Origin of the sequence: Herbidospora galbida (assembly GCF_005233835.1) — a bacterium.
GTDB lineage: Bacteria > Actinomycetota > Actinomycetes > Streptosporangiales > Streptosporangiaceae > Herbidospora > Herbidospora galbida.
The window spans coordinates 1-20,982 of record NZ_SZQA01000065.1; the positions used below are offsets into that span (position 1 = coordinate 1).

Annotated in this window: 16 protein-coding genes; 10 read left to right on the forward strand and 6 right to left on the reverse strand. The window is 72.8% G+C overall.

Features of this window, described 5'->3' with window-relative positions; genetic code table 11:
- The 4 genes from FDA94_RS36780 to FDA94_RS36795 all read left to right on the forward strand — a co-directional run.
- On the forward strand, positions 1–552 hold a 552-nt coding region (locus FDA94_RS36780; RefSeq protein WP_246060355.1), incomplete at its 5' end, for a helix-turn-helix transcriptional regulator.
- Positions 553–671: 119 nt separating this feature from the next.
- Positions 672–1,580 (forward strand): aliphatic sulfonate ABC transporter substrate-binding protein, encoded by a 909-nt coding sequence (locus FDA94_RS36785; protein ID WP_212735677.1) that lies wholly within the window; start codon positions 672–674, stop codon positions 1,578–1,580.
- Positions 1,577–2,335: an ABC transporter permease gene (locus FDA94_RS36790; RefSeq protein WP_137251651.1), complete on the forward strand. Its 759-nt coding sequence runs from the start codon at positions 1,577–1,579 to the stop codon at positions 2,333–2,335. The genes FDA94_RS36785 and FDA94_RS36790 overlap by 4 nt, the downstream gene beginning before the upstream one ends.
- Positions 2,308–3,027: an ABC transporter ATP-binding protein gene (locus FDA94_RS36795; RefSeq protein WP_137251652.1), complete on the forward strand. Its 720-nt coding sequence runs from the start codon at positions 2,308–2,310 to the stop codon at positions 3,025–3,027. The genes FDA94_RS36790 and FDA94_RS36795 overlap by 28 nt, the downstream gene beginning before the upstream one ends.
- A gap of 9 nt (positions 3,028–3,036) precedes the next feature.
- Here the strand turns inward: FDA94_RS36795 and FDA94_RS36800 are convergent, their stop codons facing one another.
- A complete protein-coding gene (locus tag FDA94_RS36800; protein ID WP_137251653.1) occupies positions 3,037–4,512 on the reverse strand; it encodes an acetyl-CoA acetyltransferase in 1,476 nt (491 codons plus the stop codon).
- Positions 4,513–4,696: 184 nt separating this feature from the next.
- On the opposite strand from FDA94_RS36800, the gene FDA94_RS36805 reads away from it, so the two are divergent.
- Positions 4,697–5,317, forward strand: coding sequence for a TetR/AcrR family transcriptional regulator (locus tag FDA94_RS36805; RefSeq protein ID WP_137251654.1), 621 nt, complete (start codon positions 4,697–4,699; stop codon positions 5,315–5,317).
- Here the strand turns inward: FDA94_RS36805 and FDA94_RS36810 are convergent.
- Entirely contained in the window at positions 5,296–6,102 is an 807-nt protein-coding gene (locus FDA94_RS36810) for an aldo/keto reductase (protein WP_137251655.1), read from the reverse strand. The two genes, FDA94_RS36805 and FDA94_RS36810, sit on opposite strands and share 22 nt — an antisense overlap.
- A complete protein-coding gene (locus FDA94_RS36815; protein WP_137251656.1) occupies positions 6,099–6,446 on the reverse strand; it encodes an MmcQ/YjbR family DNA-binding protein in 348 nt (115 codons plus the stop codon). Before FDA94_RS36815 ends, FDA94_RS36810 begins: the two co-directional genes overlap by 4 nt.
- Positions 6,447–6,608: 162 nt before the next feature.
- On the opposite strand from FDA94_RS36815, the gene FDA94_RS36820 reads away from it, so the two are divergent.
- The 4 genes from FDA94_RS36820 to FDA94_RS39650 all read left to right on the forward strand — a co-directional run bounded on the left by FDA94_RS36820 (position 6,609) and on the right by FDA94_RS39650 (position 9,914).
- Positions 6,609–7,352 (forward strand): lytic polysaccharide monooxygenase, encoded by a 744-nt coding sequence (locus FDA94_RS36820; protein WP_137251657.1) that lies wholly within the window; start codon positions 6,609–6,611, stop codon positions 7,350–7,352.
- 80 nt (positions 7,353–7,432) lie between these two features.
- Positions 7,433–7,960, forward strand: a complete 528-nt coding sequence (locus FDA94_RS36825) for a DUF305 domain-containing protein (protein ID WP_137251658.1) — start codon at positions 7,433–7,435, stop codon at positions 7,958–7,960.
- Between the two features lie 35 nt (positions 7,961–7,995).
- On the forward strand, positions 7,996–9,309 hold the full coding sequence (locus FDA94_RS36830) for a phytase (RefSeq protein WP_137251659.1): 1,314 nt from the start codon (positions 7,996–7,998) through the stop codon (positions 9,307–9,309).
- 284 nt (positions 9,310–9,593) lie between these two features.
- Positions 9,594–9,914, forward strand: a complete 321-nt coding sequence (locus FDA94_RS39650; RefSeq protein WP_170991287.1) for a hypothetical protein — start codon at positions 9,594–9,596, stop codon at positions 9,912–9,914.
- On the opposite strand, the gene FDA94_RS36840 is transcribed toward FDA94_RS39650, so the two are convergent.
- Positions 9,898–10,593: a type 1 glutamine amidotransferase domain-containing protein gene (locus FDA94_RS36840; RefSeq protein WP_137251660.1), complete on the reverse strand. Its 696-nt coding sequence runs from the start codon at positions 10,591–10,593 to the stop codon at positions 9,898–9,900. The genes FDA94_RS39650 and FDA94_RS36840 overlap by 17 nt on opposite strands.
- A gap of 130 nt (positions 10,594–10,723) precedes the next feature.
- Here FDA94_RS36840 and FDA94_RS36845 point away from each other — a divergent pair, with 130 nt between their 5' ends.
- A complete protein-coding gene (locus FDA94_RS36845; protein WP_137251661.1) occupies positions 10,724–11,650 on the forward strand; it encodes a LysR family transcriptional regulator in 927 nt (308 codons plus the stop codon).
- A 1-nt stretch (position 11,651) separates the two neighbouring features.
- Here FDA94_RS36845 and FDA94_RS36850 read toward each other — a convergent pair whose 3' ends face one another.
- Both FDA94_RS36850 and FDA94_RS36855 read right to left on the reverse strand, forming a co-directional pair.
- Positions 11,652–14,666 carry an AfsR/SARP family transcriptional regulator gene (locus FDA94_RS36850; protein WP_137251662.1) on the reverse strand — a complete coding sequence of 1,005 codons (3,015 nt, stop codon included), beginning with the start codon at positions 14,664–14,666 and terminating at the stop codon, positions 11,652–11,654.
- A 137-nt stretch (positions 14,667–14,803) separates the two neighbouring features.
- Positions 14,804–20,950: a phospholipase A2 gene (locus FDA94_RS36855; RefSeq protein WP_137251663.1), complete on the reverse strand. Its 6,147-nt coding sequence runs from the start codon at positions 20,948–20,950 to the stop codon at positions 14,804–14,806.
- Between the last annotated feature and the right edge of the window lie 32 nt (positions 20,951–20,982).

Here is a 20,982-nt window from a genome sequence, read left to right on the forward strand (position 1 = left end):
CTGCCGTGGCGGTCGGAGGCAGCGCTCGCGCTGTGCGGCCAGGGCCGGCGCGACCTGGCCGCCGACTACGCCCGGGAGGAACTGGCGCTGGCGCGGGCCTGGGGTTCGGCGCCGGCGCTCGGCCGGGCACTGCGGGTGGCCGGGCTGGTGACCGGATCGCGGGCGCTGCTGGAGGAGTCGTCCGAGGTGCTGGCGCTGTCGCCGGCGCGGCTGGAGCAGGCCAGGACGCTGGTCGCGCTCGGCGACTCGGCGGCGATGGTCTCCCGTGGCCGCGAACTCGCGTTCCGCTGCGGCGCGGGGCCGCTGGTCGAGGAGGCGACGGCGAAGCTGCGCGCCCTCGGGGCGCGGCCCCGGCCGCTGACCCAGACGGGCGCCGACAGCCTGACCCCGAGCGAGCAGCGGGTGGCGAAGCTCGCCGGGGAGGGGACGACCAACCGCGAGATCGCCCAGACGCTGTTCGTGACCCCGAAGGCGGTCGAGGTGCACCTGTCGAACGTGTACCGCAAGCTCGGCGTGACGACCCGCGCGGAACTGGCGGCGGCGCTCGGCTAGCTCGACAATTCCCTACTAACCCTATACAAAAAGTAGGTTATATAGGCATACTGGCGACCGTTTGCTTCGTTCCCCGCAAGGAGCCACCCGCTATGCGCCGCATCGCTGCTTTATTTGGCGTGCTCACCCTGATCGGCAGTCTCGCCGCCTGCGGGGGAGGTGAGACGACGGCCGACGGCGAGCAACTGCGCGTCGGCTACCAGCGCTTCGGCGGTCAGAGCCTGCTCAAGGCCAGGGGCCTGGCCAAGAACGCCACCTGGTCGCTGTTCGAGAGCGGCCCGGCGCTGACGGAGGCGATCAAGGCGGGCGCGATCGACATCGGCCAGACGGGCGAGGCCCCGCCGATCTTCGCTGCCGCCGGCGGCACCAAGTTCAAGATCATCGCGACCTCGCAGCCGGTGCCGAAGGGCGAGGCCGTGCTGGTCAAGGAGAAGAACGGCTTCACCTCCTTCAAGGACCTCGCGGGCAAGAAGGTCGCGCTCAACAAGGGCTCCAACGTCAACTGGCTGCTGGTCAAGCTCCTCGAAGCAAACGACATGAAGATCAGCGACATCCAGGTGCAGTACCTCAAGCCGGCCGAGGCGCGCCCCGCCTTCGACAACGACCAGGTCGACGCCTGGATCATCTGGGACCCGTACTTCTCGCTGGCGGAGGCGCCCGGCGTGAAGGTGCTCGCCGACGCCACCGGTCTGGCCAACAACCGGGAGTACCTGCTGGTCTCGCCGGAGGCCCTGGAGAAGAAGCCCGATCTGGTCCGCGAGTACCTGAAGGTCTACCGCGAGGTCACCGACTGGGGCATCGCCAACCCCGAGGAGCGCGTCAAGCTGCTCGTACCGGAACTGAAGATCCCCGAGGACGTCGCCCGCCGCGCCCTGGGGCGCAGCGCCCAGCCGCTGGCCCCGGTGGACGCCGCGATCGGCGATGAACTCCAGCAGATCGCCGACGGCTTCGCCGACCTGACCCTCATCCCCGCCAAGGTCGACGTCAAGAGCCTGATCGACCCGAGTTTCGCGGACGTCTTGAAGTGAGGCTCCGGCCAAGGCGGCTGATCACCCCGATCGCCCTCGTCGCCGTGTGGGAGGGCGCCGCGCAGGCCGGCGTCCTGTCGCCCGACAAGCTGCCCCCGCCGAGCAAGGTCGCCGAGGCGGCCTGGCGCCTGACCCTGGACGGCTCTCTCGGCCTGCACCTGCTGGAGTCGGTGGAGCGGGCCGCCCTGGGACTGCTCATCGGCGGCCTGCTCGGCCTGTTCCTGGGCGCGGTGGCGGGCCTGTTCCGCAACGGCGACGACCTGGTCGACCCGCCCGTGCAGGCGGCCCGCATGCTGCCGCACCTCGGGCTGGTGCCGCTGCTCATCATCTGGGTCGGCATCGGGGAGTCGCTGAAGGTCTCGCTGGTGGCCCTGGGCGCGTTCTTCCCGATCTACCTCAACACCTACGCCGGCATCCGCGACATCGACGAACGCCTGGTCGAGGCCGCCCGCACCTGCGGCCTCACCCAGCTGGAGCGCATCCGCCACGTCGTGCTGCCCGGCGCGATGCCGTCGTTGTTCCTGGGCCTGCGCCTGGCGTTCGCGGCCGGCTGGCTCAGCCTGGTCGTGGGCGAGCAGGTCAACGGCCAGAGCGGCCTGGGCTTCATGATGATGGAGGCCCGCGACTTCAGCCAGACGGAGATCGTCGTCCTCGGCCTGATCGTCTACGCCTCCCTCGGCCTGCTGTCCGACCTGGCCCTGCGCACCGCGGAGAGGAGGGCGTTGTCATGGCGTCGCGGCCTGAAGGCGTCGTAACCGCCACCGGCGTGCGCCGCGTCTTCGGCGGCACGACCGTCCTGGACGGCGTCGACCTGCGCATCGAGAAGGGCGAGGTCGTCGCCCTGCTGGGCGAGAGCGGCTCGGGCAAGAGCACGCTGCTGCGCATCCTGGCCGGACTCGACGAGGAGGCCACCGGCGAGTTCACCACGTTCGGCTCCAAGGCCGTGGTCTTCCAGGAGCACCGCCTGCTTCCGTGGAAGCGGGTGGCCGAGAACGTGGCCCTGGGCGTACGCGGCGGCGACGCCCCCGACCGCACGGCGACCGCGTTGGAGGAGGTCGGCCTGGCCGAGCGCGGCCGCGCGTGGCCGTCGGAGTTGTCCGGCGGCCAGAGCCAGCGGGTGGCCTTCGCCCGAGCGCTGGTACGCGAGCCCGACCTGCTCCTGCTCGACGAGCCCTTCGGCGCGCTCGACGCCCTGACCAGGCTGAAGATGCAGGCGCTGTTCGGCCGGCTGCGCGCCAGGCACGGCTTCGCGGCCCTGCTGGTGACGCATGACGTGGAGGAGGCGCTGCTCCTGTCGGACCGTCTTCTGGTGCTGGACCGGGGACGCATCGCCGAGGAGATCGAGGTGGACCTGGGCCATCCCCGCGCGGTCGACGTACCCGGCTTCAACGAGCTGCGCCGCCGACTCTTGGCCCTGCTCCACGTCCCGGCCGATCCGGAGGAGTAGCGACAGGACCTAGGCGACCGTGTTGCCGGCGGCCGACGAGGTCGCGCGGACGCGGGCGCCGACCGGTTCGCCGGTCGTCAGCAGGGCGGGGTCGGCCGTGGCCACGAAGCGGCGGCCGTCGTCCAGGCGGGCCAGGACGATGCCGGTCCGGCGGCCGTCCCGGCTCCGCCTGATCGTGTACGTCTCGATCGTGGCCGGGCCGTCGGCCTCCGCGGCGGTGGGGACCTTCGGCCAGGCGTCGACCTGACCCTGCAGGTCCGACTGCTCGGTCCAGGGGGCGGGGGTGGTGGCGTACAGGGCGGCGGAGTACTTGGTCAGCAGGCCGCCGTTGGCGCCGACCAGGGCCAGGTCGCCGGGGTGGGCGCGGCAGAAGGCGACGGCCTCGGCGACGGCGTGCAGGGAGTAGGCGTTGCCGGGGCCGCCGAAGAACGGGAGGCCGCCGGTCAGGGTGAGGGGGCAGGTCAGCGGGACGGCGTCGGTGATGTTGGTGACGGCGATCGGGAAGCAGCTGTAGAGGTCGGCGGCGGCGACGTCGGCGGGGGTCGCGCCCGCCTGGGCGAGGGCGTCGGTCACGGCCAGGACCGAGGCGGGGCCGCGGCTGAGGTCGGGGCGGGCGAGGACGTCCTGTTCGCGGACGTCGGCGTGGCCGTGGACGTACACCCATCGGCCCGGCGGGACGCCCAGGCGGCGGGCCTTGGCCACCGACGTCAGCAGCACGGCCGCGCCCTGGTTCACCTTTTCCCTGGCCACCACGTAGCGGGTGTACGGATCGGCGATCACCCGGTTCCGCTCCGACACCGTGACCAGCTCTTCGGCGGTGCGCACCGTCGGGGCGGCGGCGTGCGGGTTGGCGGCGGCGACCCGGGTGAAGGGGGCGAACAGGGCGCCCATGCCGTGGGCGTACTCGTCGCGGGTCTGCCCCAGGCGGGCGCGGCGGGCGTTCTCGAAGAGGGCGTACTGGGCGGCCGCGCTGGTCAGGCCGTGGCGGGCGAGTTCCGCGTCGACCAGGCCGTCGAGGCCGTGGCCCCGGTCGTCCAGGTCGCCCGGCACGTGCTCCGAGAAATCGGGCCGGTCGGGAGAGCCCATCAGGTGGGCGATCGTGGAGATGGCCTCCGCGCCGACCACCAGGGCGGCCTCCGACTCCCCCGCCGCGATCGAGGCGGCCAGTTCGGTCACGAGGCGCTGCGGCGACTGGCCGCCCGTCACGTCGAGGATCGCGCGGGCGGGGTCGGCGCCGAGGCGGCGGGCGACCGAGCGGGGGACGTTGTCCGACCGGCCCAGCGGGGCCACCGCCTGCGGGGTGGAGATCTCGAACTGCCGTACGGCCGCGATCGTGTCGATCTCGCGGGGGTCGACGCCGGCGAGCGCCAGGGCGGCCGCCGCGGCGGCCAGGTCGACGGCCGAGCGGGCCCGGTAGCCGGGGTCGCCGATGCGTTCGGAGACCTGCCCGGCCCCGACGAGGACGGGGGTGCGCTGATCGTTCATATCATCATCAACGTATCAACCTGGGCATCACGCCCTGACGTCACTGGTGACCAGCGGAATCGTCAATTTGACTGAAACGCCGTTCATCTCACCGCCCCGACTGCTCGGCGACGGCCGCCCGCGAACCGGGTTCGGCCGGAAGTCCCGCGGTTAGCCTGCTGACCTTGTGAGCACCGACCCCGGTATGCCCGTCCCGGGACCCGGCCGTCCGCGAGACGCCCAGGTCGACCGCAAGGCCCTCAGAGCCGCGCTGGCCCTGTACGCCGAGCTGGGCTGGGCGAAGTTCACGCTCGACGCGGTCGCCCGCCGGGCCGGCATCGGCAAGGCCGCGCTCTACCGCCGCTGGCCCAGCCGCGAGAAGCTCATCGCCGACGCCATCGAGTCGGCCCTGGTCGTGCCGTCGTTCGACATCGACACCGGCACCCTGCGCGAGGACCTGCGAGAGCTCATCGGCTCGATGCTGGCCCACTACCTGGGCCCCTACGGCCTGGCGGGGCTGCGGCTGCACGTCGAGGCGCGGGCCTATCCCGAGCTGTTCTCCCCGGTGACGGGCGTGATCAGGAAGTCGCGGGTGCTGGAGGCGCGGCAGATGATCCGCCGCGCCATCGCCCGGGGCGAGCTCGGCCCCGGGGCGTCGCCCACCCTGATCCTCGACACGCTGCTGGGCGCGGTGCTGCAGCACGTGCTGGCCACGCCCGAGGAGCTCCGGGAGGACATGCGGGCCCAGGCGCCCGCCTACGCCGACCGGCTGATCGACTTCGTCCTGACGGCGGCGACCGCCCTCTATCCGCCCGCGACCGACTGAACGCGGTCGTACTGCTCGTCGGTGAGCTTCAGGTCGGCGGCGCGCAGGTTCTCGGCCAGGTGGACCTCCGAGGTCGTGCCCGGAATGGGGAGCATGTTCGGCGCGCGCCGGAGCAGCCACGCCAGCGACACCTGCGCGGTCGTCGCGCCGAGCTCGGCCGCGACCTCCCGTACCCCGGGGTGCGACGACGCGATCGGGTAGAACGGCACGAACGCGATGCCCAGCTCGGCCGTGCGTTCCACCATCGCCTCGTGGGTGCGGTCTCCGACGTTGTACGCGTTCTGCACCGCCGCGATGGCGGTGATCTCCAGCGCGGCGTCGAGCTGCCCGACGCTCACCTCCGACAGGCCGATGGCCCCGATCTTGCCCGCCTCCCGCAACTCGACCAGCGCCCCGAGCTGGTCTTCGAGCGCGACCAGCGGGTCGATGCGGTGCAGGTAGAACAGCGGGATGTGGTCGGTGCGCAGCCGCCGCAGGCTGAGCTCGGCCTGCTGCCTCAGGTAGGCGGGATGCCCGACGGGCACCCACTCGCCGGGCGACGGCCGGGCCTCCCCCGCCTTGGTCGCGACGATCAGGCCGTCGGGATAGGGGTGCAGCGCCTCGGCGATGAGCCTCTCGTTGTCGCCGAGGGCGTAGGCGTCGGCGGTGTCGATCAGCGGCACCCCGAGTTCGGCCACCTTTCGCAGCAGCCGGACGGCGGCCGGGCGGTCGGCGGGGCCGCGCCAGATGCCGGCGTCGGCGAGCCGCATCGCGCCGAAGCCGATCGTGCCGGTGGGGACGGTCATGAGGGGTCTCCCAGGTGTTCGCGGGCCACTTTCTTGGGGACGCACATCTGCCAGGCGTCCACGACCAGTTCGCGCATCCGCTCGGGGTCGAGGCGGTCGAGCCGGCACTCCACCCACTGGTAGCGCATGTCGACCGGCCCCGGCAGGAAGAAGGTGCCGGGCTCGGCCGCGACGAGGGCGGCGCGCTCCTCCTTCGGGTAGCCGAAGCCCATCGTGGTCTCGTCGCGCGAGAAGGCGACGTAGACGATCCGCCCGACCCGGAACTTGACCCGGTCGCGGATCAGGTGCTCGGTGGTGCGCGGCAGGGCCAGGGCGACCCGGCGTACGTCGTCGACTCCGACCATCGGAAACCTCCTTGAACGCGGGCGTCCAAGGCACCGTATCTGGGTGTACCGACAACTGAACGACCGAGTTGACCACGGCCCTGACAGGAGGCCCCTTACACCATTTACTCTTAGGAAACTTTCTTTTACATTGCTCGGAAGCCCCCCAGGAAGGAGCTTCACATGAGAAAAACGATCTTGTCGATCGTCACGGCCTTGGCCGCCGTGGCATCGACGCTGGTCGTGCTCACCGGTCCCGCCCAAGCCCACGGGTACATCTCCTCGCCGCCGAGCCGGCAGGCGAACTGCGCCCAGGGCCGGGTGGCCAACTGCGGTCCGATCATCTACGAACCGCAGTCGGTCGAAGGGCCCAAGGGCCAGCGCAACTGTCACGGAGGTCTCTCGCAGTTCGCGCAGCTGAGCGACGAGAGCAAGCCGTGGCCCGCGACGTCCGTCGGGCAGAACGTGACCTTCAACTGGGTCCTGACCGCCCGCCACGCGACCAGCACGTGGGAGTACTACATCGGCAACACCCGGGTCGCCGTCTTCAACGACGGCGGACGCCAGCCGGGTGCGACGGTCTCGCACAACGTCAACCTCGGCGGCTTCTCCGGACGCCAGCGCCTGCTGGCCATCTGGAACATCGCCGACACCCCGATGGCCTTCTACAGCTGCGTCGACCTCCAGATCGGCGGTGGCGGCGGCAACCCGCAGCCGACCCCGACGCCGACCGTGACCCCCCGTCCGCCGTCGCCCACGCCCACCGTCACCCCGCCCCCGGCGGGTGGCACGTGGCGCACCGGCACCTACTACGCCACCGGTTCGACCGTGACCTACGGCGGCGCCACCTACCGCTGCCTCCAGGCGCACACCTCGCTCGCCGGCTGGGAGCCGCCGAACGTGCCCGCGCTCTGGGCCCGCGTGTAACCACGCGTGTGGTCAGCTGAAGACCGCCGGCACGGCGCAGTCCGCGCGCCGTGCCGGCTCCGACCAACAATGAGGGAGCCATGAAGCGTCTGGCAATCGTCCTCGCCCTCGTGGCCGGATGTTCCGCCCCGGCCGAGCCCGCGTTCAACGCCGCCGACGTGATGTTCCTGCAGATGATGATCCCGCACCACGAGCAGGGCATCCAGATGGCGAAGATCGCGGAGGAGCGGGCCGCGCGGCCCGAGGTGAAGGCCCTGGCGTCGGCGATCCGGGCCACCCAGTCGGACGAGGCGAAGACCATGACGACCCGCCTGACGAGGTGGGAGCAGCCGATGGAGGCGCCGCCCGGCTCCCACGACGCCCACGGCGGCCTGCACGAGACCCGCCCCTCCGACATCCTGTCGCTGGAGAAGGCGCCCGCCGGCCAGTTCGACACGAACTTCCTGAACCTGCTCACCGGCCACCAGCACAACGCCGTCGACATGGCCCGCACCGAGGTGAAGACGGGCCTGGACGCCGCGACGAAGGACCTGGCCAAACGCATCGAGGAGTCGCGCAAGGCCCAGATCCAGGAGATGCTCCGGCTCCTGGCGGCACCGCGGCGTTAACCCGCCCGACAGATTGGTCGGGCAGCCTCGCACGCGTGAACCGCACCCCCAAGGCCGCGCTCGCGGCCGGCCTCCTCGCCGCCGCCCTGCTGTCCGCCGTCCCCGCCTCGGCGGCGGGCCCCGAGGTCGTGACGACCGACAACGAGACCCCGGTCCTGTACGACGACGACCGGGGCGGCAACGCCTCCGGCGACGACCCGGCGATCTGGGTCCACCCGCACGACTCCCGCAAGTCGATCGTGATCGTGACCGCCAAGGAGGGCGGCCTGCGCGTCTACGACCTGGACTCCCGGGAGCGGCAGTCGCTGAAGGCCGTCAAGGCCCCGCGGCGGGACGGCGTCGAGGGCCGCTACAACAACGTCGACATCGCCTACGGCGTCCGGCTGGGCGGCCGGAAGGTCGACGTGGCGGTCGTGTCCGACCGCTACAACGACCAGATCCGCTTCTTCGCCATCGACCCCTCGGCCGCCGAGCCGCTGCGCGAGGTGACCGCGCCCGACCAGGAGTTCCTGTTCAGCCCCGACCGCGAGACGGTCGGCGAGGAGCACACCGCCTACGGCCTGGCCGTGTGGCAGCCCGAGCCGGGCGTCTCCTACGCGGTCGTCACCCAGGAGGGCGCGACGACCCTGGCGACCGCCCGGATCGTGGAGCGGAACGGAAGGCTCGGCTACTCCAAGGTCGAGAAGCTGACCATGCCGTCCGAGTTCCCGCTGCCCGACGGCAAGACCTGGAAGCCGTGCGAGGAGCCGGGCGTCCTCCCCCACTTCGAGGGCCTGGCCGTCGACCAGCGCTCGGGGGTCCTGTACGCCGCCCAGGAGGACGTCGGCCTGTGGCGGGTGCCGCTGCCCCTCGGCTCGAAGGAGCCGAAGCTGGTCGACAAGGTGACCGACTTCGGCGTCGAGGACGTCTACGACGAGGAGACCGAGGAGTGCGCGCCGGTCGACCCGGACGCCTCGGGCTTCGGCGGCGACCGCCTCACCGCCGACGCGGAGGGCGTCGACGTCTACTACGGCGGCGGCGCGACCGGCTACGTGATCGTCTCCAGCCAGGGCGACGACACCTTCACCGTCTACGACCGCCAGGGCGCCAACAAGGCGCTGGGGACCTTCCGGGTCAAGGGCGTCAAGGGCGTGGACGACGTCAACGGCTCCGACGGCCTGACCGTGACCAACCGGCCCGTCGGCAGGTTCACCCAGGGCCTCCTGGTCACCCACGACGAGCCCGACACGGGCGCGAACGTGGACGGGGAGCGCGACGCGACGAACTTCTCGTACGTGTCGTGGGGCGACGTGGCCCGCGCCCTGAAGCTGAAGGTCAGCACCGACCGGGGCAACGACCCGAGGTTCTGATCAGCGACCGGCAGCCGGTCCGTCAGCTCGCGAAGCCGCGCCCGACACTCCGTCCGGTACGCCTCCTCGGCGGCCCTGGCCTCCTTCCCGTCGAAGTACCGGCCGCTGACCCCGGCCAATTCGGGCGCGTCCACCAGGCGGCGGGTCGCGGCCGCCCCCTGCTCCAGGCTGTCCACGACCTCCATGCCCGACCGGCGGGACATCGCCGTCGGCATGTAGGTCGCGGGATGCACGCTGTTCACGGTGACCCCGCTGCCCCGGAGCTCCTGGGCCAGGTCGAGGCTGTGGGCGATGAGCGCCAGTTTGGCGCGGCAGTAGGCGGCGACGTCGGTGTATCCGTCTTCGAGCTGGGGGTCGCCGAAGTCGATCGGCTGCTGGCCGATGGAGGCGACGTTGACGATCCGGACGTCCGCGAGCGACGAGAAGTCGGCGGCGAAGGTCTGCCCGCCCGTGGCCCCGGCCACCTCGGCGAGTCGCCGGGGGTCGCGTCCGTGCAGCAGCAACCGGTGCCGCCCGTCGGCGGCGAGGTCCTCGCCAGCGCCCGGCCGAGCCCGTCGGAGGCGCCCGTGATGAGAATCAGTGCCATGGTCAGCCCAGCGCCTTGAGCAGTTCGGCGGCGAGCCGGGCGGAGGAGGCCGGGTTCTGCCCGGTGTGGAGGTTGCGGTCGACCACCACGTGGGGCGCCCACGGCTCGCCCGCCGAGAACCGCGCGCCCAGGGCGACCAGCCGGTCCTCCAGCAGCCACTTCGCCCGGTCGGCGAGGCCCGTCTGGGTCTCCTCCGCCTTGGTGAAGCCGGTGAGGCGGTAGCCGGCGAACGGCGAGGCGCCGTCGGGGGACTCGGTGGCCAGGGCGGCGGCCAGGCCGTGGCAGACCAGGCCCACCGGCTTGCCCGCGTTCAGCAGCGTGCCGAGCACGCGGGCCGAGTCGCGGTCGGTCGCCAGGTCCTCCATCGGGCCGTGGCCGCCGGCGTAGAAGACCGCGTCGTACTCCTCCGGGTCGACGCCGTCGAGAGCGGCCGGGCTCCCGAGTTCGGCCAGGTCACGCAGGGCGGCGGCCATCGCCTCCGCGCCCTCCGGCCCGCCGTTGACCTCCGGCGTGAGGCTCACCCGGTCCACCGTCGGCACGACGCCGCCCGGGGTGGCCAGGACCACCTCGTGCCCGGCCTCGACGAACGCCCGGTACGGAGCCACCAGTTCCTCGGCCCAGAAGCCCGTCGGGTGCTCGGTTCCGTCGGCCAGCGTCCAGTGGCGGGCGCCGGTCAGGACAATCAGAATCTTCGCCATCACTCATGGTCTTTCCGCGGCCCTCGCAGCACGCGAGGGGGGTTGATGCCGACGGCGCTCGGGCGTCCATCAGCGGGAACGTCCCGAGCGTAGGCCGCACATCCATAGAGGAACCAATAGCATCTCTTCCATGAGCCATAGGCAGACCGATAGCTCAGACGGTGCGCCCCTCGATCTGACGCAGCTGCGGACGTTCCTGGCCGTCTACCGCGCCGGGTCGTTCACCGCGGCGGGCCCGCTGCTCGGTCTCTCCCAGCCCACCGTGACCAGCCAGATCCGGGCGCTGGAGGCGCGGCTCGACCGTCAGCTGTTCGAACGGCTGCCCCGGGGCGTGGCCGCCACGTCCGTCGCCGACGAACTGGCCGCCCGGATCGCCGCTCCCCTGGACGAACTGGCCGCCGTCGCCGAACGGGGCCGCACCCACGACGAGCCCTCCGAGCCGGTGCACCTCGGCGGCCCCGCCGAGATGCTGAGCACTCTGGCGCTGCCCGCCCTCGCCCCGCTGGTCGACGAGGGCCTGCGGCTGCGGGTCACCACCGGCCTCGCCGACGACCTGCTCGACGGCCTGCGCGCCGGGCGCTTCGACCTGGTCCTCTCGGCGATCCGCCCGCGCGGGCGCTCCGTCGTCGCCGTCCCCCTCATGGACGAGGAGTTCGTGCTCGTCGCCGCCACCGCCTGGGCGGCCCGCCTGACCGCCCTCACCTGCGACTACCCCCGACCTCTCAACGACGCCCCGCTCGTCGCCTACGCCGAGGACCTGCCCATCCTCCGCCGCTACTGGCGGCACGTCTTCCGCACCCGGCTCACCAGACCGCCCGCCGTCGTCGTCCCCGACCTGCGCGGCGTCCTCGCCGCCGTCGCGGCCGGGGCCGGGGTCACCGTCCTCCCCCGCTACCTCTGCGCCCGCGAGCTCGCCGCGGGCGCCCTCGTCCTGCTCCTCGATCCCGACGACCCGCCCATCAACACCGGCTTCCTCGCCCACCGAGCCGGCGCACCCGCCCGCCGTCACGTCACGCTCGTCCGCGACCGGCTCCTCCAGGCGGCCCGGACCTGGTGACCTAGCCCGGCAGCCCGATCTGCTCGCGGCCCTTCTCCTTCAGCGTCTCGGCCTCCTCGCGGGCGCGCTTCTCCTCCTCCGGCCGGCCGGCCGCCGCGTACGCGTCGGCGAGGCTCGCCAGGGCGGCGGCGATGAAGGCCTGCCAGCCGCGTACGCGCCACAGGCGCACCGACTCCTCCAGGTGGGCGACGGCCTCGTCGATCAGGCCCTCGGCCAGGTCGACCTCGCCGAGCACCCACAGCGCGTCGGCGCGGTGGTGGGCCAGCCGGTGGTTGCGGCACAGCTCCTCGGCGGCCTCGGCCGCGCCGCGCGCCCTCGGGTCGCCGGCCACCGCGTAGAGGCGGGCCAGGGCGACCATGCCGGTCGCGTCGACCAGGGCGTCGCCGAAGCGGCGGTCGGCCATCGCGCGGCTGAGGTAGGCCATGCCCGGTTCGTACTGCCGCAGGTGGGCGTGGGCCAGGCCGAGGAACTGGAGCGCGGTCGCCTCGAACCGGGCGTTGCCCAGCCGCTCGGCCAACTCCAGGCCCTTGTGCAGGTGCACGATCGCCATGTCGAGGTCGGACAGCCCGTACGTCACGGCCATGCAGACGTGGGCGCGGGCCTGGCCGCTCAGGTGGCCGGCCCCCTCGGCCAGGCGCAGCGCGGTCCGGCCCGATTCGAGGCCCAGGGCCAGCGCGCCGCGGGCGGCCTGGCCCCAGGCCCGCATCACGTAGGCGTCGGCCAGCCCACGGTCCTCGCCGACCTCGGTGAACAGGGCGATGAGCTGCCCGGCGCCGTCGTAGTGGGCGGCCATGGCCTCGTTGTCCATCCAGCTCGTCGCCGAGATGAGACCGCGCAGCACGGTCGCCTCGCCGAGCCGGTCGCCGGCCTCCCGGCAGGCCTCCAGCAGCGGTTCGTGCATCGTCCGCCAGTCGTCGAACCGGCCGCGCACGTCGAGGTAGCGCTCCAGGGAGCAGGCGGTGTCCCAGGCGATGGCGGTCAGGCCCAGCCCGCACGCCTGCCGGACGGCGGCGACCAGGGCGGCCCGTTCGCCGTCGAACCAGGCGAGCGGGTCGTGGTCGGCCAGCGGTTCCCACGGCTCCTCGGGCTCCTCCTCGGGCGGCCGCCAGCGGGGCGCGTCGCCGTGGATGATGGCCAGCGAGGTGCCGTGCACCTTCTCGGTGGCGCGTTCGGCCAGGGCCAGCCAGCCGCCGAAGGCGCGGCTCAGCGCCGCCAGCACGGCGGCGTCGTCGTCCTCCAGTGCGCCGCGCTCGCGGGCGTACAGGCGCACCAGGTCGTGGAACCGGTAGCGGGACTGCCCGGACGCGTCGGCGCCGCTGATGAGCAGGAGCTGGCGGTCGACCAGGGACTCGACGAGCTCCTCCCCCGCCGACAGCGGCAGGTCGAGCAGGGCGGCGGCGGTCCAGGCGGCGAAGTCGGGGGCGTCCAGGGCGCCGAGCAGGCGGAAGGCCCTGCGGGTGACCGGGTCGAGGCCGAGGTAGCTGAGCGCCAGGCTGGCCCGCACGGCCAGGTCGCCGGTGGCGAACTGGTCGAGCCGCCGCCGCTCGTCGGTGAGCTGGCCGGCCAGCCGTTTGAGCGGCCAGTTGGGGCGTACCGCGAGCCGGGCCCCGGCGACCCGCACGGCCAGCGGGATGCGGTCGGACAGGCGGGCGATCTCGGCGGCGGCCTCGGGTTCGGCGGCCACCCGCCCGGCCCCGGCGATCCGCGAGAGCAGCTGTACGGCCTGGGCGGGCAGCAGCACCGACAGCTCGATGAGCGTCGCCCCGGACAGGCCGGTCAGCCGGGTCCGGCTGGTGACGATGACCGCGCAGCCCGACGAGCCGGGCAGCAACGGGCGCACCTGCCGCTCCGAGGCGGCGTTGTCGAGCACGATCAGCATCCGGCGGTCGGCGACCTGGCTGCGGAAGTAGGCCGCGCGTTCCTCCGTGGTCTCCGGCATGGCGGTCCGGGGCACGCCGAGCGCGGTCAGGAAGGAGGCCAGCACCTGCCCGGGGTCGGCGGGCGACGGCTCGACGCCGTGCAGGTTCACGTGGAGCTGGCCGTCGGGGTAGTCGCGGGCGATGCGGTGGGCGGCGTGCACGGCCAGCGTCGTCTTGCCGACGCCGCCCATGCCGGCGATCACGCAGACCCGGACGTGCCCCGGGCCGGCCGGCGGCGGGCCGCCCAGCAACGCGGTGATCCGGCCGAGCTGGTCGTCGCGGCCGGTGAAGTCGGAGATGTCGGCCGGGAGCTGCGCGGGCGTGGCCTCCCTCGGCGGCGGGGGCGGCGGCGTCGCCGGGTCGTCGGGCAGGGCGCCGGTGAGGATCGCCTGGTGGAGGTCGCGCAGCTCGTCGCCGGGGTCGATGCCGAGTTCGGTGGCGAACACCCGGCGCGCGTCGTGGAAGACGGCCAGCGCCTCGGCCTGGCGGCCCGACCGGGCCAGGGCCGTCATGAGCTGGGCGCGCGGGTGCTCCCGGAGCGGCTGCTCGCCGACCAGCGCGGTCAGCTCCGGCACGAGCGCCGAGGACAGGCCTCGCGCGAGGTCGGCGTCGATGCGGTTCTCCAGCGCGCCGAGGCGTTCCTCCTCCAGCCGGCGCGCGTGGTCGCGCAGCCCGTCGGTGACGTTGAGGCCGTCGTAGACGGGGCCGCGCCACAGCTCCAGCGCCCGCGCGAGCACCGCCGAGGCCTGTTCGTGGTCGCCGGCGGCCAGGAGGGCGCGGCCCTGCTCGGCCAGGGTCTCGAACACCTCGGCGTCGAGTTCCCCCGGGTGGACGGTGAGCGTCCATCCGTTGCCGGCTCGGGTGACGCGGTCCTGACCGAGCACGCGGCGCAGCTGATGCGCGTACAGGCGCAGGTTGTCGCTCGCGGTGCGGGGTGGACGGTGTCCCCAGAGGGCCTCGACCAGGGTGTCGGCGGACACCGGGCGATTGGCACGGCAGAGCAGTTCGGCGAGCATGACGCACTGCTTGCCGGCGCTCAGCGTCAGCACCCCGGCGTCGTCCGACACGCGGAGCGGCCCCAGGACGGCGAATTCCATCAGGCTCCAGTGGAACGGCGATGATGACGATCAAAGCCGCTCAAATGTGCACGATGGAGTCACACCCGTCAACCCGTGGGTCAGAAAGACACCGGCGGGGACCGGGTGACGGTCCCCGCCGGCGGGTCATCGGGAGATCACACCCGGCCGCCGTAGAAGACGGCCAAGTAGTACGTGGTGGCGAGCCTGCGGCAGGTGCCGCGCTTCCACCAGGCGTACGCCGGGCAGACGCCGTTCCAGAGCACGTTGTAGAAGACGGCGTCGGCCTGGTACTTGCTGGAGATGTAGCCCATCTTCCGCAGGGCGTATCCGTAGTCGTGCATCATGCACGCCTGCCGGAAGTCGAAGCCGAGCGGCCGGTCGAGGCCGGGCTTGGTGCAGTAGTCGTACATCACGCCGCGCACCCACCAGCCGGCCGGGGTCTTCACCCAGCGCACGGTGCGCCAGCTTCCGTGGTACCAGGCCCGGCTGACGCCGCAGTGGTTGAAGGCGAAGTGCGAGAAGGTGCGGCACCAATACCACTTGCGGCCGTCGAGGTCGGCGTTGGACGTGGGCGCCTGGGCGGCGTAGTCGTAGGCGTTGGAGCTGCCTCCCTCGATCGGGTCGGTCTGCAGGAACCGGCCGAGCTTCGGCTGGTAGAGCCGCACGCCCATGAGGATCGTGCCGTCGGGGGTGTCGGCGACCCGCTCGGCCGCGCCGTGCCAGCCGTAGCGGCCGGACGGCTGACCCGGGCGCGGGTTGCCGAACTCGTCGAAGTCGAGCGCCAGCGGCACGCCGGTGGTCAGGTCCAGCACGACGTTGATGTCGTCGTGCAGGTTGGTGAGCTGGAGCCGGACCTCCCCGGTGGCCGAGGTGATCGCCGCCAGGCCGCCCGACACCGAGTGGACGTTCCTGGAGACCCGCCCGGTGGCGACGTCCTCCACCACCCAGGCGGGGGTGTCGTCGTCGGCGTCGAAGTGCTCGACCCGCCGGGCCGTGGCGGCCCACGTCCCGCCGGTCCGCGCCTCCGTCAGGGTGCTGTTGCGGCGGAGCTGGGGGTCCAGCGTGTACGACTGCCGCGAGTCCCCCGAGGTCATCGCCTTGACCAGGTCGGTCGCGTAGTAGTCGACGGCCAGCCCGTCGGGGGTGGAGGTGGTGCGGCCGAAGGCGTCGTACACGTAGCCCTGGTCGACGAGCCGGTCGCCGGTGTCGTAGGCGTGGGTGCGGGTGGTGGCGCCGCTGCCGTCGCAGCCGCCGCTGGTCAGCGAGGTGCGGTTGGAGTTGGCGTCGTAGCCGTAGGCGCGCCGGGTGCAGACGCCGCCGACGGTGTCGTCGACGGAGGAGATGCGCCCGATCTTGTCGTAGCCGACGATCTGCGCCGACAGGCCGGTGCGGGTGAGCTGCTGGCCGTGGATCGACCAGGTGACCGAGTCGTCCAGCAGCTTCACGCCGGCGGCGTTCTGGTAGACGCGCCGGGTGGGCGCGCCGGTCGGGTCCTTGCTGACCGTGTACGACACCCCTCCCGGCAGCTGCTCGGCGACGATGCCGCCCTCGACGTCGTAGGTCGCGGTGAAGCGCCCGGCGACCGAGTCGGTCATCGCGGTGAGCAGGCCGCGGGGGTCGGCGTCGAGGTCGTACTCGTAGGTCATCGTGGACGGGGCGCCGTCGGTCTTCCTGATGACCCGGTCGAGCGCGTCGTACTCCACCCGGGTGACGCCGCCGTCGGCGTCGGTGTAGGAGGTCTGCCGGCCCAGGACGTCGTACTCGCGGGTGATGGACGCACCGGTGGAGGCGGTGGTCTTCGTCAGGCGGCCGGCCGCGTCGTAGCTGTTGGTGACGGCGGGCACGGCCGTGCCGAGGCCGCCGGTGACCGTGGTGGTGAGCACCTGGCCGGCCGTGTCGTACGTGGTGGCGGTGGTGCGGGTGACGCCGTTGGCGGTCTCGGTGATCGAGGCGACCCGGCCGCCCTCCTCGTAGGCGTACACCTTGGTGACCAGCTCGGACGGGTTGGACCCGCCGCCCGAGACGGCCTGCTTGGCCTGGGTGCGGCAGAGCAGACCGGCCCATTCGGGCTTGCCGCCGCAGGCGCCGGAGCCGTCGGCGGTGTAGTAGGCGCTGGTCGTGGTGCCGGCGTCGTCCCCTGACGACTTGGGCATCGTGGAGCTGACGGCGCGGCCGTCGGCGTCGTAGCCGGTGGTCCGGGTGACGGCCAGGCCGCCCGGGTCGGTCACCGTCTTGACGACCTTGCCGTTGGCCCAGTCGTAGAAGGTGCGGCTGAGGCGGACGTCGGCGTCCGCGCCGCCGCCGGGCACCCACGCGCCGACGGCGGTGCCCGTGACCAGGCCGGAGACCTTGGCGTCGTCGGGCCGGCCCTCGTCGAAGGTGTTGACCTGGTGCTTGCGGGCGGGCGTCGGCACGCCGTTCAGCCGCACCAGGTGCAGCGGGCCGAACTCCCCGAGCATCCGCTGGCCGTCGGCGGAGTACACGGTCTCCTCCGACAGCAGCCGGGCCCGCTCGGCGGTCGAGCTGTTGATCAGGCCCAGGCGGGTCAGCTCCTCGGCCGCGCCCGGTCCCTGGCCGAAGGCCAGCGCCCGGTTGCCCGCCGACAGGTTGAGCACCGTGTTGCCGTGGGCGTCGTACTGGCTGGCCGACAGGCCGCCGCCGGGCTCGGCCCGGTTGACGGTAGCGCCGTTGGCGTTCAGGTAGGTGACGGTGGCCCGGCCGTAGTCCGATCCGGCCAGCCCGCCGCGCCCGGTGTGGTTGGCGGGCACCTGGTCGGGCGGGAAGACCGCGGTGGCGTCGGACGGCGGGTCGGTCTGGCCCCACGTCAGGGTGGCGGCGGGCGAGAGGTTGTAGGGCGCGCCGCTGCCGCTGGTCGGCACGTCGTACACGACCGAGGTGACGGCGGTGCCGTTGGTCTCGCTCAGCGTGCCGGGGCGCAGGGTCGGCCGCGAGGCGGCCAGCAGCATGCCGTCGGCGGCGGTGTCGGCGTTCCCGGCGCGGCCGTAGGTGAGGGTCCACGGCAGCTCACCGGGCGGGGTGAAGCGGTTGACCCGGCCGCCGAGGTCGTAGTCGTAGCGGGTCTTGACGGTCGGGGTGGCGGGGTCCCAGCGCTCGCGGAGCCGGCCGAGGTCGTCGTAGCGGTACTCGGACAGGCCGCGCGGGGCGGCGGCGCCGCCCTCCCACAGGCTGATCGCCTTCACCTGACCGGCGACGTCTCCGAGCTGGGCGCCGGCCGTCGTCGTGGTGGCGTAGGTGACCACGATCAGGCGGCAGCCCTCGGGCAGCGCGGCCAGGGTGGCGACGTCGCAGTCGCTCGGCGAGGCCACCGACCAGGCCGGGGCGATGATCCTGGTGGGCCGGGCGAGCCGGGCGCCGTCGGCGCCGGTCACCGACTCCCAGACGAAGACGGTGCCGCCCTTGCCGGTGGCCGGGTAGACCGCCCGTACGAGGTAGGCGTCGTTGACCTTCGCGAACACGGTGCTGTCGGCGGTGGTGGAGTCGGTCAGGGTGTAGCGGTCGGCCGACGCGTCATGGGTCAGCGTGAGGTTGCCGGCGTCCGACTGCGGCGTCCAGGAGCCGTCGGCGTTCCGGGTGAAGCCGACCGAGGCGCCGTCGCCGGTGATCTCCACCGAGGTGGCGGAGGTGGCGTGCAGCTCGGTGAAGGTGCCGTCGCCCGACTGGGCCAGGCCGTTCGGCGTCCATTCAGCGCCGAAGATGGCCGCCACGCCCGGCAGGGAGGAGCCCTTGCGCGGGTCGCGGGAGGAGAAGGAGCGGGTGAGGCCGATGCCGAACATGCTGGCGTCGGTGGCGCTCATCCGGAAGTCGCCGTTGAGCAGGTTGACCGTGCCGGGGCCGATCGGGCCGGTGGTGGCCCCCTGGGCGTCCCGGTCGACCGTCAGGTCCACCGGCGCGGAGGCGGCGGTGCCGCTTCCGGTGGTGAACTCCGCCCGGATCTCGATCGCACCGTCCTCGGTCAGCGTGCGGGTGACGTCCCAGACCAGGTCGGGCGAGACGCCGGAGGCCATCGCCACCGGCCAGGTGACCGCCGCGCCGTCGGAGCGGCGGCGCACGTCGGCGGCCGGGACCTGGTGCCAATCGTCGGCCTCGCCGCGCCGGTAGGAGAAGGTGACGGCGCTGACGCCGGCGCTGCCGGCGGCGGCCAGCACGGTACGCCGGGCCGTGGAGGTCGCGTCCTGCGGCGAGGTCACCGCGAAGCTGCCCACGCCGAAGTCGTACTGTGCGGGCTCGGACAGGTTGCCGGCCTTGTCCTTGACCCAGGCCCGGAGGGTGTGCGGCCCGTCGGTCGCGGGCGTCCAGGTGACCGTGTGGGCGCCGCCGCTGTTGGCGGCCGACTGCTGGGTGCCGCCGTCGAACGACCAGAGCACCGCCGACACGTCGGAGCCCGCCGGGGTGATCGTGAACGTCCCGGCCTGCCCGGCGCCCTTCGACCACGCGCCGGCCGGGTACTCGGCCGAGTTCACCTCGGGCGAGTCGGGCGCGGAGGCGTCGACGGTGAAGGCGAACCACGACGACCAGGCGCCGTAGGCGGTGCCGTCGTAGGTGCGCACCCGCCAGTTGTAGGAGGTGTTGGCGAGCGGGGTGGCGACCCGCCAGGTGCCGGTGCCGTTGTTGGCGACACCCGACACCGAACCACCGGTGATCTTGGTGGTCTTGCCGGCGTCCCACACCTCGAAGTCGGCCCGCTGCGCCGTGCCGTCGGCGTCGGAGACCTTCGCCGACAGGTTCGGCTGCGCCGCCCCGACCAGGGCCGGGCTGGAGCAGGTCGAGCAGGGCGCCATCGCCAGGCCGGCGGGCGTGCCCGGGAGCGAGTTGTAGGTGATGGAGATGTTCGGGTTGTTGGCGAAGCGCTTCCAGTAGGTGTTGTCGGTCTCACTGGACGCCTTGACCATGAACGTCACCGAGGTGCCGCCCGCGTCCATGATGCCCTGGAGGGCCGAGGCGACGTTCCAGCCGACCCATGCCGACGGGCAGTTCGACGCCCCGCCCTGCCCGCTCGACGACCAGCCGTAGGCGACGTTCTTGGCGCCGATCGACAGGTTCGAGGCCGGCTGGTTGTTCCAGTTGGTCGAGGAGGACACCGCGTTGGTCCGGTGCAGTTCGACGTTCCTGGCGGAGCAGGACCAGGCCCAGTGCTCGTAGATGTTGAACGTGGCCGACACGATCTGCTTGCGGGTGCCCATGCCCGACAGGTTCATGTTGAAGAACGAGCGCCGCTTGAAGGCGCCCGACTCCGAGGTGCCCACCGTGGCGTCGTTCGAGCTGTTCCAGTACGTGCTGGTCGGGTAGCGCGAGTCGACGTACGTCCAGGCCGACTTGGCGGCGGTGAAGCTCGGGTCGATCGTCACCGGGAAGACGGTGGCCGGGTCGGCCAGCAGCGCCGCGTCCGGGGTGATCGTGATCGCGTCCCGGCCGACCTTGACGCCCATCGTGGCCCGCCTGCCGGGGTTCGGCGTCTCGGCCCCGGTCCTGGAGGCGACGGCGGCCGGGGTCTTCTTCTCCGCGCTCTCGGCGGCGGCGTCCCACATCTCGGTGGCGACGGCCGCGAAGACGGGCCGGTCCTTCTCGTCGACGACGGTGAGGTTGCCGTGCTTGTCGGCCTTCAGCTCGCCCTTCTCGAGCTCGGTGCCGAAGGTGAGCGACTTCAGCCTCGGGTCGGCGGCGGCCTGCCGGTTCTTGACCATCAGCTTCTGGGTGAAGCCGTCCACGTCGGCGGTGAGCACCAGGTCGACGCCGGGCAGCACCTCCGGGTAGGTCGCGGTCGCACCGGACACCACGGGCTTCGGCAGCCGGCCGAGCGGCGAGCCGAGCGTGAACTCCACGCCCTCGCGCGCGGCGCGGGCCAGGGGCCCGTCGCCGCCGCCGGAGAAGCCGTAGGACACCGAGGCGGCCTTCGGGACGACCATGCCGTCGGCGCCCGCGACGAGCGTCGCGTCGGCCGGCACCCACCGGTCGTCACGCTTGACCCGGACCGGGCGGTAGCGGTGCTCAAGGGTGAGTGTGCCATCGGGGTTCACGAAGTACTCGTCGTTCTCCGTGGTCATCGCCGCGGCCCTGACCCGCTTGCCGCAGACCTGCGCGGCCAGCCGCGCGGCGATCTCGGTCGGCATCTCCTCGGGGCAGGTCACCGCCGCGGCTTTCACCGGAGCCTGGACGGGCGGGGCGACCGCCTTCGCCGGCACCGAGGTGAACAGACTCGATAAGAGGGCAAGTGAGACGAGGGTGGGTAATGCGGCGCGCGGCCGCCGTTCGCGCAACACCGTGGGGCCTCCGAGAAGAATCATCCGGTTTATCAGGGGCCAGCCTCGTGAGCGGC

What these genes read in the sequence shown, in the direction of transcription:
- FDA94_RS36805 (WP_137251654.1), top strand. Translation starts at nt 4,697, where the DNA reads ATGCCCGTCCCGGGACCCGGCCGTCCGCGAGACGCCCAGGTCGACCGC.
- FDA94_RS36800 (WP_137251653.1), bottom strand. Translation starts at nt 4,512, where the DNA reads ATGAACGATCAGCGCACCCCCGTCCTCGTCGGGGCCGGGCAGGTCTCC.
- FDA94_RS36845 (WP_137251661.1), top strand. Translation starts at nt 10,724, where the DNA reads ATGAGCCATAGGCAGACCGATAGCTCAGACGGTGCGCCCCTCGATCTG.
- FDA94_RS36840 (WP_137251660.1), bottom strand. Translation starts at nt 10,593, where the DNA reads ATGGCGAAGATTCTGATTGTCCTGACCGGCGCCCGCCACTGGACGCTG.
- FDA94_RS36850 (WP_137251662.1), bottom strand. Translation starts at nt 14,666, where the DNA reads ATGGAATTCGCCGTCCTGGGGCCGCTCCGCGTGTCGGACGACGCCGGG.
- FDA94_RS36855 (WP_137251663.1), bottom strand. Translation starts at nt 20,950, where the DNA reads ATGATTCTTCTCGGAGGCCCCACGGTGTTGCGCGAACGGCGGCCGCGC.
- FDA94_RS36810 (WP_137251655.1), bottom strand. Translation starts at nt 6,102, where the DNA reads ATGACCGTCCCCACCGGCACGATCGGCTTCGGCGCGATGCGGCTCGCC.
- FDA94_RS36815 (WP_137251656.1), bottom strand. Translation starts at nt 6,446, where the DNA reads ATGGTCGGAGTCGACGACGTACGCCGGGTCGCCCTGGCCCTGCCGCGC.
- FDA94_RS36795 (WP_137251652.1), top strand. Translation starts at nt 2,308, where the DNA reads ATGGCGTCGCGGCCTGAAGGCGTCGTAACCGCCACCGGCGTGCGCCGC.
- FDA94_RS36820 (WP_137251657.1), top strand. Translation starts at nt 6,609, where the DNA reads ATGAGAAAAACGATCTTGTCGATCGTCACGGCCTTGGCCGCCGTGGCA.
- FDA94_RS36825 (WP_137251658.1), top strand. Translation starts at nt 7,433, where the DNA reads ATGAAGCGTCTGGCAATCGTCCTCGCCCTCGTGGCCGGATGTTCCGCC.